Origin of the sequence: Mesorhizobium sp. M0048, from assembly GCF_040323405.1 — a bacterium.
Taxonomy (GTDB): domain Bacteria; phylum Pseudomonadota; class Alphaproteobacteria; order Rhizobiales; family Rhizobiaceae; genus Mesorhizobium.
This window is the reverse complement of record NZ_JAMYUV010000005.1, coordinates 253930-266777: the sequence shown is the minus strand read 5'-3', so window position 1 is coordinate 266777 and position 12848 is coordinate 253930. Positions and strand designations below refer to the sequence as shown.

The window sequence follows — 12848 nt, the reverse complement described above, 5'->3', positions numbered from 1 at the left end:
CGCTGCGTTGTGCCGGGGCGCCCCGGGGGCGCGCCCGGCCAAAATTTTTTTTTTTGTTTTGGGGTTTTTTTTTCGTCTAAGCCAAAATTTGGCCGCCAGCACCGGATCGAGCCTGACGCCGATGCTGGGCAGCCCGAAGAAGATGAAGAACAGCTGCACCAGGAACGGCGTGTTGCGGATCACCTCGACATACCAGCCGATCGCCCGCTTGAGCAGCAGCGGACCGTTCCGCCGCCCTGCGGCGCCGAGGATGCTGAGCAACGTTCCCGCCAGCGTGGTCACGGCGATCAACAGGATCGTCGTGGCCGCGCCGCGCGCGATCGCCCCTGTCGCCCCGGCAAGCCAGCCGAAGTCGAGGCTATAGGTCACCGGCCGTCAATCCTTGAGATTGGCGGGATCGAGCGGTGTCTTCAGCCAGGCCTTCGAGCTTTCGTCCAGTTTGCCGTCGGCCAGCATTTTGGCGACCGCATCGTTGACCGCTTGCTTGAGGCGGTCTTCCTTCTTGTTGAGGCCGATATGCGAGGGCGACGTGAGAAGCTGGAATTTCTGCTCCGGCTTCAGTTCCTCCTGGCGAGCCAGCACCTGGGCGCCGACATCGTTGCCGACCACCATCAGTTGGGTCTGGCCCGAGATGAACGCCTGGATGACGGAATTATAGTTGTCGAAACGGCGGATGTCGGCCGAGGCGGGTGCCGCCTCGGTCAGCGAGGTGTCCTCCAGCGTGCCGCGATTGACGGCGATCGACTTGTCGGCAAGGTCTTCCTTGCCTTTGACCGAGAGTGCTGCCGGGCCGATGACGGCGATGTAGTAGGGTGCGTAGGCGGCAGCGAAATCGATCACCTGCTCACGCTCCTTGGAGTAGCCGACGCTCATCAGCAGGTCGACGCGCTTGTCGGTCAGGTACGGAATGCGGTTCTGGCCGGTCACGCTGACCAGGTTGAGCTTGACCTTGAGCTGGTCGGCGATGGATTGCGCCACGTCGATGTCGTAGCCCTTGATGCTCATGTCGGCGCTGGCCGAGGAGAAGGGCGGGAAGTCGGAAAAGATGCCGACATTGATGGCACCGGCCTTGGCGATGTCGTCGATGGCGTCGGCATTGGCGGCCTGGGTGGTGAAAGCAAGACCGGTCGCGCCGAACATCAGCACGGCGACGATGGATGATTTGAGCTTCATGTGAAGTGTCATTGTCATTCCCCTGCTGGAAGCTTGTTTGTTGAATGCAACCGCCGGCTCCAGCGCGGCGGTCGCCTTTGGATTCTCTAGTGGACCATGATCTTTTCCGAAAACCGGTTCCCACTTTCGGGATCATGGTCGAGCTGCGTCAGCCTGCCCTGCCGGCAATCGCCGGGCTGAACACCATCAGGCTGAGGATCTCGAACAGCACCTGCGCGCCGGCATGCGCCGTGTTGGTGGTCGCGTCATATTGCGGTGCCACCTCGACGACGTCGCCGCCGACGATGTTGAGGCCCTTCAGGCCGCGCAGCAGCTCGAGCACTTCGCGCGTCGTCAGCCCGCCGACCTCCGGCGTGCCGGTGCCCGGTGCGAAGGCCGGATCGATGCTGTCGATGTCGAAGGAGACGTAGGTCGGGCCGTCGCCGACTATCCTGCGCGCCTTCTCGATAATGGCGGGAATGCCGAGGCCGGTTACCTCTTCGGCATGCACCACGGTCATGCCGGACTCATAGGTGAACTCCCACAGATATTCGGCCGAGCCGCGAATGCCGATCTGGATGGCGCGGCTCGGGTCGAGCACGCCGTCCAGCACCGCGTTGCGGAACGGCCCGCCATGGTGGAACTTGGTCATGTCGAACAGGCCGCTGGTGTCGCAATGGGCGTCGATATGGATCATGCCCACCGGCGCCTTCTTGCCGACAGCCTTCAGGATCGGGTGGCTGATCGAATGGTCGCCGCCGACTGAAAGCGGAAGGACGCCGGCGTCGACGATCTGGTTGGTGCGGCGTTCGATGTCGTCATGGCTGGTCTCCAGCCGGTAGCGGCTCTGGAACGGCACGTCGCCGATGTCGGCGACCTTCAGCTCATGCGTCGGCGCGCATTCCAGCACATGATTGTAGGGGCCGATGCGCTCGATGGCGCGCAACGCCCGTGGCCCGAAACGGGCGCCCGGCCGGTTGGTGACGCCAAGATCCATCGGCACGCCGATCATCGCCACCTGCAGATCGCCGAAATCCGGATTGTCGGCGGCGATTTCACGATAGGGCGCCGCGAGGAAGGTCGGGATGCCGGAATAGGGCGCCAGCCGCGTGCCGGTCTTGGAGAAGATCTTGTCGGCGACACGCTGGAATTTCGGGTCGAACATTTCGCCGCCATGGCTCTCGCCATATTTGCGGCGCAACGCTTCGAGCTTGCCGCGGTCGTAACCCATGTCGGTCCTCCATGGCTGGTGCGGTGCGCGGACGGCGGCCTCGATAGCCGCAGCGTTGGCTGCCTGCAGATTTCACGTCTTGATGCAATGCCTGGGCAAAGTGTCCTGTAGCTGCATTGAAAAATCAATTGATATTGTTAGGGTGTTCGCTGTGAGAAAATCTCACAGAGTTCAGGTTCCAAATGGCCAAGCGTTTGCCACCGCTCAACCCGCTGCGCGCCTTCGAGGCGACGGCGCGCCATGCCTCACTGAGCAAGGCGGCGGCCGAGCTGAACGTCACCCACGGCGCCATCAGTCATCAGATCAAGGCGCTCGAGCAATCATTGGGCGTCAAGCTGTTCGAGCGTGCCGGCCAGCGGGTGAAGCTGACGCCGCACGGCGCCGAGTTGCTGCCGGCGGTGTCGACCGCCTTCGACGGCATTGCGGCGGCCACACAGCGCATGACACGGCCGGCCAGCACCGGCGCGCTGTCGGTATCGTGCGTGCCGGCTCTGCTGTTGCTATGGATGATCCCGCGGCTGGGCAGCTTCACCTCGCAATATCCGGATATCAGGCTGACGCTGATCCCATCCAATGACGCCAAGGACGTCCGCGCTCCGCACATCGATGTCTGCGTGCACTATGGCGACGGCAGCTGGACCGACTGCTGGATGCGCAAATGGTCGGGTCTCGAACTGTTCCCGGTGGTCAGTCCGACGCTGATCAACAACCGCCCGATCCGCACCGTCCGCGACCTCGCCGATCACGTCTTCCTGCATGGCGATGACGGCCGCGAATGGCACACCTGGCTGGCCGCCGCCGACGCACTGGATCTGGAGCGCGGCCGCCGCCATCATCTCGGCGATGCGCGCATGGCGACCGAAGCCGCCGTGCACGGCCATGGCGTGGCGCTCGGCGATACGGTGACGGCAAGCGGACTGCTCGCCAGGGGTCTGCTTGTCGCCCCGTTCAGCCTTTCCGTGCCGGCGGTCGACGATTTCTACGTCGTCTGCCGCAACGAGATGCGGTCGGCGCCGATCGTGCAATTGTTCATCGACTGGCTGTTTGCCGAGAAAGAGCAGGCCGACCGCCGCGCCGACGCGCCGGTGGCAGGTCGCATCGGCATTCGCCGCAAGCGTCCAGCGCTCAAGGTGGTCGGCTCCAAGACTGCATCCTGAGGCCGAAACTGCCGCAGGCGCCGCTTGCCGCAGGGGCTTCTTTTTGTCGGGCCAGCCCGCAAAGCGGGAGGCGCGTTCAAAAATTCGATGCTAAGAGGCATTTGGAGCAATTCCAGGAAAAGTGCGCAGCGGTTTTCCGTCCGGATTGCGATAGACAAAAGCTAGAGCGAGCAGCGAAGGCGCATTGAGCGATGGCAAAGACCGATATAGCGCGGCGCGTCTACAACCACACTTGGAAGCTCGACCCGATCGTCCGTAGCTTGCTCGACACCGATTTCTACAAGCTTCTGATGCTGCAGATGATCTGGGGCATGTATCCCAAGGTCGACGCCACCTTCTCGCTGATCAACCGAACCACCTCGGTCCGCCTTGCCGAGGAGATCGATGAGACGGAGCTGCGCGAGCAGCTCGACCATGCCCGCACCTTGCGCTTCTCGAAGAAAGAGATGATCTGGCTCGGCGGCAACACCTTCTATGGCCGCAAGCAGATCTTCGAACCGGAATTCCTCGCCTGGCTGGAAAATTTCCGGCTGCCCGAATACGAGCTTTCCAAGCGCGACGGCCAATACGAACTCGCCTTCAGCGGCCCGTGGATGTACACGACGCTGTGGGAGATCCCGGCGCTGGCAATTATCAATGAACTTCGATCTCGCGCGGCCATGCGAGCGTTCGGGCCGTTCGCGCTCGACGTGCTCTATGCCCGCGCCAAGGCCAAGATGTGGGCCAAGACTGAGCGGCTGAAGGCGCTGCCCGGCATCCGCATCTCGGATTTCGGCACCCGCCGCCGCCATTCTTTCCTGTGGCAGCGCTGGTGCGTCGAAGCGTTGAAGGAGGGCATCGGCGAGGCCTTCACCGGTACCTCCAATGTGCTGCTCGCCATGGACAACGATCTCGAGGCGCTCGGCACCAACGCGCATGAACTGCCGATGGTGTTCGCCGCGCTCACCAATTCGGAAAAGGAATTGAAACAGTCGCCCTACAACGTGCTGCAGGACTGGCAGCGCTACTACGGCGGTAACTTGCTTATCGTATTGCCGGACACCTTCGGCACCGCGGCGTTCCTGCGCGATGCACCGGACTGGGTCGCCGACTGGACCGGCTTCCGCCCCGACAGCGCGCCGCCGATCGAAGGCGGCGAGAAGATCATTTCCTGGTGGCGCGAAAAGGGCAAGGACCCCAAGCAGAAGCTGCTCATCTTCTCGGATGGGCTAGAGGTCGAGACCATCGAGGAGACCTACCGCCACTTCCGCGGCAAGGTGCGCATGTCCTTCGGTTGGGGTACCAACCTGACCAATGATTTCGAGGGCTGCGCGCCGACCGAGACCAACCGGCTAGACGCCATCTCGCTGGTCTGCAAGGTCACCGAAGCCAACGGCAGGCCGGCGGTCAAGCTTTCCGACAATCCGGCCAAGTCGACCGGCGACGAGAAAGAGATCGAGCGCTATTTGCGGATATTCGGCCAGAAGGATCGCGTGGAGCAACTGGTGAAAGTGTGAGGTGGGGGGACTCTTGCGTAGTATGAGTTCCTTCGCGCCCCCCTCTGTCCTGTCCGGTAGGACAGAGGGGGACGCCGTAGAGCCCCGTCGTTACAGTCTAGCTCTCGTCGTTGTTGGCTTTGCATTCTCGCCCACTCCCGCCTTCGCCCACGCCTCCGACCGCGGCCACGTCCTGCTGCTTCCCACCGGTTACTACGTCGTGGGTGGCGCGCTCGCCGTTGCCGCCAGCTTCCTGATCCTCGCTCTACTCCCGCCGGACTCCCTCGACCGCTTCTGGCGCAAACGCCTGCCGCTTTTCGCCTTCGGCGACGGCGCGCGAACTGCCGTCAGCCTGGTATCCTTTGCCGGCTTTGCAATTCTGATCGCCGCCGGCCTGTTCGGCAGCCGCGATCCGCTCTCCAATCCACTGCCGCTGACCGTATGGACATTGCTCTGGGTTGGCCTGGCTCTGTTGCAGGGGCTCGCCGGCGATCTCTGGTCGTCGGCCAATCCGTGGTACGGGCCGTGCCGCGTCGTCTCGCACTTGTTCGGCAGATCGCAGCCGCAGTTGCTCCCCCAGTGGCTCGGCTATTGGCCGGCTTTCGTGCTGTTCTTCGCCTTCGCCTGGTTCGAGCTGATCGACCCTGCGCCCGACGATCCGGCGCGGCTGGCCTGGGCCGCCGGCGCCTATTGGCTGCTGAGCTTTGCCGCCATGCAGGTCTTCGGATACCGCGACTGGAGCCAGCGCGGCGAGTTCCTGACGGTGTTCTTTGCCATGGTAGCGCACTTCGCCATCGTCGAGCACAACGAGGACGGCCGGCTCAAACTCTGCTGGCCGGGTGCCAAGCTGCTCGGTGCCGCGCCGCTACCGCTCAGCGGCGTCGCTTTCCTGCTGCTTGCGCTGTCGTCTGTCTCCTTCGACGGCCTGTCGAAAACCTTCTTCTGGCTAGGCTGGTTCGGGATCAATCCGCTGGAGTTTCCTGGACGCACCGCTTTGATCGGCATCGGCAGTTTCGGCCTTGCGCTGAGCTTTGCCGTGCTTGCGGCGGTGTTCGCGCTCGCCCTCTTTCTTGGCCAGCACCTTGCCGGCAGCAAGCATTCGCTCGGTCACGCCGCCGGGCTTTTGGTCTGGTCGATCGTACCGATCGCGCTCGCCTACCACTTCGCGCATTATCTGACGGCGCTGCTGGTCGACGGCCAATATGCGATTGCCGCTCTTTCCGACCCGCTTGCGCTGGGCTGGAACCTGTTCGGTACCGCCGACATGTCAATTGAAGCCGGCGTTGTCGCCGGCGCCGGCTCGGCGTGGTGGCTGTGGAACCTCCAGGCCGGCGTCATCATTGCCGGCCACATGCTTGCAGTGCTTGTCGCTCATGGCTTGGCCTGGCGGCTGCATCCCGGTCCGGCTCGCGCCGCGCTCAGCCAGTTCCCGCTCACCGTGCTGATGATCGCCTATACCGTGCTCGGCCTATGGCTGCTTGCGACGCCGAGCGCCGGATGAACGAGGTGCGCGATGGCCGTCAATCGGACCTTGGGGAAAGCTCGCTTGCCACGTCAGAGCTTTGGTGATTTAGTTTGTACACATGCAATTTTCGGCCCTCTTAACAAGAGTGGCCTGCCTGCTACAGCCATTGGTCAAAGCTCAAAAACAAGGGGAACTGCCGTGACTGACAAGAATGGGTTTTTCGATCTCTCCAGATCCGCTCTCACCCGCCGCGCGGCGCTGAAGGGCCTTGCCGCCGGCGCCGGTCTTGCCGTCGCGCCGGGTTTCGTGCGTTACAGCCAGGCGCAGATCTCGGCGCCGATCAAGATCGGCTTTCAGTCGCACCGCACCGGCATCGGCGCCGCCTACGGCCGCTGGTACGAGAAGACCACGGCCGCTGCCGTCAAGGCTATCAACGATGCTGGCGGCATCAACGGCCGGCCGGTCGAGGTGATCATCGAGGATGACGGCACCGATCCCGGCCGGGGCGCCGAAGTCGTCGGCAAGTTCGCCTCCCAGCACAAGACCGACATCGTCTACGGCACGCTGTTTTCGCATGTCGTCATCGGCTCGGCGCCGGCCGCCGGCGAGGCCAAGATGCCCTATTTCGTCGTTAGCGAAGGCCACCACGTCGCGTCGACCAAGTTGAACCGCTACGTCTTCCAGCCCGGCATCACCGATGTGAAGAGCCAGATCCAGTCGATGGCGCCGTGGATTGCCGCCAATGCCGGCAAGAAGGTGACGCAGATATTTCCCGATTTCGCGTTCGGCTACGACCATCGCGACTACCTGCCGCCGGCCCTGAAGGCGCAAGGCGCCGAGGTCATCGCCCAGATCGCCATCCCCCCGACAGAATCCTCCTTCACCAAATATTTCCCGCAGATCCCCGCGGAGACCGAGGTGATCTACCACGTCATGGTCGGCCCGGCGGTGCTCACCTTCGTCAAGGAGCTCGGCGAGTTCTACGGCTCCAATCGGCCACAATTGTTCGGCTTCATCGATTCGCTCGAAGCTACCGACATCAACAGCCCCGGCCTCGAATTCCTTGACGGCAGCCATTTCTGGGAAGGTTCGCCGCGCTACGCGCAGCCTGATGATTCCCCCGCGCAGAAGGCCTATCGCGCCGCCGTCGGCATCGACGACAATGGTGCCGCCGTCGGCGACCCCAAGGACGTCTCCACCGCCGCGCATATGTTCGGCTGCTGGGAAACGCTCTATGTCGTCAAGAAGGCGATGGAAGACGCCGGCTACAAGGGCCCGGAAGACCGCGCCAAGCTGGTCGAGGCGACCGAGGCATTGACCGAGTTCGCCGAAGGGCCCGAGCATCCGCAGGGGCCGAAAACCTTCAACGGCAAGATCCACCAGTGTTTTGGCATCCAGAACATCTCCAAGGTCGAAGGCGGCCGGCTGAATGTCGTCCACAAGACCAAGATCGAGGACGGCCTCTACGAGCCGGAAGGGGATTACACGACGCAGGCGCTGTGAGCTTGGCTGCCGCAGCAAGCGTGAGCGCCAAGACACCCTCCTCTGGCCTGCCGGCCCGGCCGGCAGGCGAGAGGGGGGTGCTTCGCGCATCCGCCGGTGCTTAGCCGATGCACTTCGGACCTCACCTGCTCCTCGCCGCCCTCGAAGGCCTCGTCACCTCCGCCGTGCTGGCGCTGACGGCGCTCGGCCTGTCGCTGGTGTTCGGCGTCATGCGCGTTGTCAATGTCGCGCATGGCGAGTTCTTCATGCTGGGCGCGGTGCTTGCCTGGGCAATCTCTACGGCGATATCCGGCCATCCTGCGCTCGGCTTCCTGGCCGCCCTGGTGCTGGCGCCATTGATCGTCGGTCTGATCGCGCTGGTCGCCGAACGGCTGGTGCTGCGCCGGCTCAACTATAATCCGGAAGCCACCATCGTCGCCACCATCGGCATGCTCTACATCATCCAGCAATTGGCGCTGACCTTCTACGGCCCGGAGGCGCGGCCGGTGGAGCCGCCGTTCAGCTACCGCATCCTCCTGCCGTGGTTCGGCTATTCCGGCTACAAGCTGTCGATCATCGCCGCGTCGGCGCTGCTGCTGATCGCGACCTGGCTGGTGCTGACGCGCACGAAAATCGGCCTCGTCATGCGCGCCACCCAATATGACAGCGAGACGGCGCAGGCCTTCGGTATCCCGGTGACCAGAGTCTATGCCGGCGTTTTCGCACTCGGCGCCATGCTGGCGGCTGTGGCCGCGGTGCTGATCGTGCCGATCAGCCAGGCGCATTATCTGATGGGGCGGGACCCGCTGCTGCTCTCGTTCATCGTCGTCATCATCGGCGGCCTCGGCTCATTGCGCGGCACGGTGGTCGCCGCGGTGCTGATCGGACTGTCCGACGGCATTATCTCGGTGTTCTTCTCGCCGACGCTGGCCAAGATCATAGCCACCGTGCTTGTCGCCATGGTGCTGGTGTTCCGGCCGCAAGGCCTGTTCGGGACAGCATCGCGATGAAGGATGCTTCGCCGGCAAAGCCATATGCGCTGCATCTCGGCGTCATCGCCCTGCTTTTCGGGCTTAGTTTTGTCCTGCCGGAATATCATCACCGCCTGCTCGCCCGCATTATGGTGCTGGCGGTCTTCGCCATGGGCTACAATCTGCTGTTCGGCTATGTCGGGCTGCTCAGCCTCGGCCATGCCATGTTCTTTTCAGCCGGGCTCTATGGCGCCGGCCTTGCCGTCATCCATCTCGGCTGGAGCGTGCCGGCCGCCTTCGCAGCCGGGCTTGCCTGCGGCGCGCTGCTTGCGCTGGTGATCGGGCTGCTGGCGCTGCGCACCTCCGGCGTCGCCTTCATGATCGTCACCATGATGTTCGCTCAGGTATTTTATCTCCTCATTCTTTATTTCGCCGCCTGGACCGGCGGCGACCAGGGCTTGGTGGTGCCGCAGCCGATGCGGGTCCTTGTCCTGGGCAGCACGTCATTCGACCTCACGAACGCGACCGTGCGCTATATAAGTGCGCTGGCACTGTTCTCGATCGTGCTGCTCATAAGCCTGGCGATAGTCCGCTCCGGCTATGGCCGTGTGCTGGTCGCCATCCGCGAGAACGAGGAGCGGACCAAGATGCTCGGCTACGACACGTTCTCCAGCAAGCTTGCCGCCGTCGTCATCTCCGGCAGCATCTGTGCGGCTTCCGGCGCTGCCTATGCGCTGCTGTTCGGCTATGTCGGCTCGAGCTTCGCTTCGGTGCAGTATTCCATCCTGCCGCTGCTCTGGGTGCTGCTGGGCGGTGCCGCCACCACGCTCGGTCCGCTGATCGGCACGCTGTTCATGTATTATGTCATCGACGTCGCCAGCGGCTACACCTCGGCCTATCTGCTGATCGTCGGCATAGCGCTCATCCTGCTGGTGCTGTTCTTCTCGAGAGGCATTCTCGGCAGCATCCGCCAGCGCTGGCTCGGGTGGTTGCCATGATGCCGCTGCTTACCACCAAAGGCCTGTCGCGCAGTTTCGGCGGCTTGCGCGCCGTCGACGGCGTCGACTTCGCGCTGATGCCGGGCGAGATCCGCGCCATCATCGGCCCCAACGGTGCCGGCAAGACCACCTTCGTTAGCCTGGTCAGCGGCCGTATCCAGCCCTCGTCAGGCATGATCGTCTTCGACGGCGCCGACATCACCAGCCTGCCTGCCTATGCCAGGGTTCGCCTTGGCATCGCCTACACATTCCAGATCACCAGCGTCTTTGCCAATCTCAGCGCCTACGACAATGTTGCCCTGCCGGTGCAGCGCACGCTGACCGACGGCCGCTCGAAGGGCGCGGTTCACACCGGCGTCATGGCGGCTCTCGAGCGCACCGGCCTTGCCGACCGGGCGCAAATGCCGGCCGGGCAATTGTCCTACGGTCACCAGCGGCTGCTGGAAGTGGCAATGGGACTGGCACTGAAGCCGCGGCTGCTGATCCTCGACGAACCGACGCAAGGGCTGGCCGATAGCGAGATCGACAATTTCATCGAGCTGGTGCGCGAGATCGCCGATAGTGCCACCGTGCTTTTGATCGAGCACAACATGCCGGTGGTCATGCAACTCGCCGACCGTATCACCGTCTTCAACGCCGGCAGGATCTTGGCTGAAGGCACGCCCGAGCAGATTCGCGCCAATGCTGCGGTGCAGGACGCCTATCTGGGGACCACCCATGGCTGAGGTCCAGTCCAAGGCCCAGTCCAAGGCCCAGTCCAAGGCCCAGTCCAAGGCGTTGACCATATCCGGGCTCGATTGCTTCTATGGCGAAGTCCAGGTGCTCTATGGCTTGGATCTTGTGTTGAACGAGGGCGAGGTGCTCTGCCTGTTCGGCCGCAACGGCGCCGGCAAGACGACGACGCTGAAGGCGATCATGGGCCTGGTGCCGGCAAGCGCCGGCTCGATCCGGCTCGAAGGCCGGGAATTGACCGGCCTGCCGGCACATGAGGTGCCCAAGGCCGGCGTCGCCTACGTGCCGCAGGGCCGGCGGCTGTTCGCCGAGATGACCGTGGCGGAAAACATCGAGATCGGCCTGATGGCCCGCAACAAGGGCAAGGCGACGCGCGAGAACGTGCTCGATCTTTTCCCGCTGCTGCGCCAGCGCCTCAGGCAGCGTTCCGGCACGCTGTCCGGCGGCGAGCAGCAGATGCTCGCCATGGCCCGCGCCCTGTGTCTGGAACCGCAGGTGCTCCTGCTCGATGAACCGACCGAAGGGCTGATGCCGTCGATGATCGCCAAGATCCGTGAAACCGTGTCGAAACTGCGAGCGCTCGGCGTGTCGACAATTCTTGTCGAGCAGCGCGTCGACGCCGTGCTCTCGGTCGCAGACCGCGTTTGCTTCATCGAGAACGGCCGCAACCGCGAGACGGTCGATGTCGAGGAACTGCGTGCCGATCCCTCGGCGGTCCGTCGCTATGTCGGCGTCGGCTGATCAGGCAAAAAACAGCAAGCCGGCGAGCAGGAAAGTCGGGATCAGCACGGCGCCCGACCACGCCATATAGCCAAAGAAGCTCGGCATCTTGATGCCGCGATGCCTGGCAATGGCGTAGACCATGAAATTCGGCGCGTTGCCGACATAGGTGTTGGCGCCCATGAACACCGCGCCTGCCGAGATCGCCGCCAGCGTCGAGGCGAGCTCGGTCATCAGATGCTGCGCATCGCCGCCGGCCAGTTCGAAGAACACCAGATAGGTCGGCGCATTGTCGAGGAAGGATGACAGCGCCCCGGTCAGCCAGAAATACGCGAGATTGTCGGGCGCGCCGGTCGGCGAACTGACCAGCAGCACCAACGGCGCCAGCGCGCCGTCGAGGCCGGCCCGCAATATGGCGACGACCGGCACGATGCAGATGAAGATGCTGGCGAACAGCTTCGCCACCTCGGCGATCGGCCCCCAGCTGAAGGCGTTTGCGCCGCGAAACTCCTTCGGCGAGACGACAAGCGACATGAAGGCCAGTATCAGGATGACGGCGTCGCGCACCAGATTCTGCAGCTCGAGGCTGACGCCCTGAAAAGCGAAACTCACTCCCGGCTTCCAGGCAGCAGAAATCAGGATCGCGGCGATTACACCGGCCAGCAGCGGGATGTTGGCCAGGCCGCGGATGCGCACCTTGCTGTCGGGCGTCGGATCCTTGATCTTCGGCGCGCCTTCCTCCCGATGATGCATGATGATGTCGATCGCCAGGAAAACCATCAGCACCACGCCGGCGACGAACAGCGTCTCGGGCAACAGGTGAACTGTCGTCCAGAAGAAATCGACGCCGCGCAGAAAGCCGACGAACAGCGGCGGATCGCCGAGCGGCGTCAGCGAGCCGCCGATGTTGGACACTAGGAAGATGAAGAAGATGACGACATGGGCGTTGAAGCGCCGGTTATCGTTGGCGCGGATGAGCGGCCGGATCAGGATCATCGAGGCGCCGGTTGTGCCGATGATCGAGGCAAGCACCGCCCCGCCCAGCAACAGCCCGGCATTGACCAGCGGCGTGCCGTGTATGTTGCCGGCAACGAAGATGCCGCCCGAAATGGTGAACAGCGCAAACAGCAGGATGATGAACGACATGTATTCGGTGAGCAGCGCATGCAGCACCGCCTGCGTGGCCGACGGGATGCCGAAGGCGATTGCCAGCGGCCCGATCACCAATGCTGCCCAGAAGGCAGCGATCTTGCCGTAATGGTGCTCCCAGGCATGATGGAACAGCAGCGGGCCGGTCGCGATGCAAAGCAACAGCCCGGCAAACGGCAACACCCACCACAGCGACATGGCGGCGCCCGGCAATTCGTGCGCTTCGGCCGCGAGAACCGCTCCTGGAGAAAGGATTGCGGCAATAAGTGCAGCACCTGCCGTCAACGCCGCAAACCGCATGAAGCCCCTCAAAAGT

At 63.5% G+C, this 12848-nt stretch carries 12 protein-coding genes; 8 read left to right on the top strand and 4 right to left on the bottom strand.

The annotated features are described in order from the left end of the window. The 3 genes from NKJ84_RS08185 to speB form a co-directional block, all read right to left on the bottom strand. Positions 1-369, bottom strand: a 369-nt coding sequence (locus NKJ84_RS08185) for an ABC transporter permease subunit (RefSeq protein ID WP_352506051.1), incomplete at its 3' end; no start/stop codon positions are given. Positions 370-375: 6 nt separating this feature from the next. After that, entirely contained in the window at positions 376-1185 is an 810-nt protein-coding gene (locus NKJ84_RS08180; protein ID WP_352477002.1) for a transporter substrate-binding domain-containing protein, read from the bottom strand. A 136-nt stretch (positions 1186-1321) separates the two neighbouring features. Beyond that, positions 1322-2383 (bottom strand): agmatinase, encoded by a 1062-nt coding sequence (gene speB, locus NKJ84_RS08175; RefSeq protein ID WP_352506050.1) that lies wholly within the window; start codon positions 2381-2383, stop codon positions 1322-1324. 182 nt (positions 2384-2565) lie between these two features. On the opposite strand from speB, the gene gcvA reads away from it, so the two are divergent. The 8 genes from gcvA to NKJ84_RS08135 all read left to right on the top strand — a co-directional run bounded on the left by gcvA (position 2566) and on the right by NKJ84_RS08135 (position 11404). Continuing rightward, positions 2566-3540 (top strand): transcriptional regulator GcvA, encoded by a 975-nt coding sequence (gene gcvA, locus NKJ84_RS08170; RefSeq protein WP_352477004.1) that lies wholly within the window; start codon positions 2566-2568, stop codon positions 3538-3540. 191 nt (positions 3541-3731) lie between these two features. Continuing rightward, on the top strand, positions 3732-5036 hold the full coding sequence (gene pncB, locus NKJ84_RS08165) for a nicotinate phosphoribosyltransferase (protein WP_254815847.1): 1305 nt from the start codon (positions 3732-3734) through the stop codon (positions 5034-5036). Positions 5037-5058: 22 nt separating this feature from the next. Then, on the top strand, positions 5059-6516 hold the full coding sequence (locus NKJ84_RS08160) for a hypothetical protein (RefSeq protein WP_352506049.1): 1458 nt from the start codon (positions 5059-5061) through the stop codon (positions 6514-6516). 162 nt (positions 6517-6678) lie between these two features. Next, entirely contained in the window at positions 6679-7983 is a 1305-nt protein-coding gene (locus tag NKJ84_RS08155) for an ABC transporter substrate-binding protein (protein ID WP_352506048.1), read from the top strand. A 107-nt stretch (positions 7984-8090) separates the two neighbouring features. Then, complete coding sequence (locus tag NKJ84_RS08150) at positions 8091-8972, top strand: branched-chain amino acid ABC transporter permease (protein WP_352506047.1); 882 nt, start codon at positions 8091-8093, stop codon at positions 8970-8972. Continuing rightward, a complete protein-coding gene (locus NKJ84_RS08145; protein ID WP_352506046.1) occupies positions 8969-9931 on the top strand; it encodes a branched-chain amino acid ABC transporter permease in 963 nt (320 codons plus the stop codon). Before NKJ84_RS08150 ends, NKJ84_RS08145 begins: the two co-directional genes overlap by 4 nt. After that, positions 9928-10656 (top strand): ABC transporter ATP-binding protein, encoded by a 729-nt coding sequence (locus NKJ84_RS08140; RefSeq protein ID WP_352506045.1) that lies wholly within the window; start codon positions 9928-9930, stop codon positions 10654-10656. Before NKJ84_RS08145 ends, NKJ84_RS08140 begins: the two co-directional genes overlap by 4 nt. Beyond that, a complete protein-coding gene (locus NKJ84_RS08135) occupies positions 10649-11404 on the top strand; it encodes an ABC transporter ATP-binding protein (RefSeq protein ID WP_352506044.1) in 756 nt (251 codons plus the stop codon). Before NKJ84_RS08140 ends, NKJ84_RS08135 begins: the two co-directional genes overlap by 8 nt. Here the strand turns inward: NKJ84_RS08135 and NKJ84_RS08130 are convergent, their stop codons facing one another. After that, positions 11405-12832 (bottom strand): sodium:proton antiporter, encoded by a 1428-nt coding sequence (locus NKJ84_RS08130; RefSeq protein WP_352477012.1) that lies wholly within the window; start codon positions 12830-12832, stop codon positions 11405-11407. Positions 12833-12848: the final 16 nt, after the last annotated feature.

Bases quoted from the DNA above. Each gene is read 5' to 3' on its own strand.
- NKJ84_RS08180 (WP_352477002.1), bottom strand. From the start codon at position 1,185: ATGACACTTCACATGAAGCTCAAATCATCCATCGTCGCCGTGCTGATG.
- speB (WP_352506050.1), bottom strand. From the start codon at position 2,383: ATGGGTTACGACCGCGGCAAGCTCGAAGCGTTGCGCCGCAAATATGGC.
- gcvA (WP_352477004.1), top strand. From the start codon at position 2,566: ATGGCCAAGCGTTTGCCACCGCTCAACCCGCTGCGCGCCTTCGAGGCG.
- pncB (WP_254815847.1), top strand. From the start codon at position 3,732: ATGGCAAAGACCGATATAGCGCGGCGCGTCTACAACCACACTTGGAAG.
- NKJ84_RS08160 (WP_352506049.1), top strand. From the start codon at position 5,059: ATGAGTTCCTTCGCGCCCCCCTCTGTCCTGTCCGGTAGGACAGAGGGG.
- NKJ84_RS08150 (WP_352506047.1), top strand. From the start codon at position 8,091: ATGCACTTCGGACCTCACCTGCTCCTCGCCGCCCTCGAAGGCCTCGTC.
- NKJ84_RS08145 (WP_352506046.1), top strand. From the start codon at position 8,969: ATGAAGGATGCTTCGCCGGCAAAGCCATATGCGCTGCATCTCGGCGTC.
- NKJ84_RS08140 (WP_352506045.1), top strand. From the start codon at position 9,928: ATGATGCCGCTGCTTACCACCAAAGGCCTGTCGCGCAGTTTCGGCGGC.
- NKJ84_RS08135 (WP_352506044.1), top strand. From the start codon at position 10,649: ATGGCTGAGGTCCAGTCCAAGGCCCAGTCCAAGGCCCAGTCCAAGGCC.
- NKJ84_RS08130 (WP_352477012.1), bottom strand. From the start codon at position 12,832: ATGCGGTTTGCGGCGTTGACGGCAGGTGCTGCACTTATTGCCGCAATC.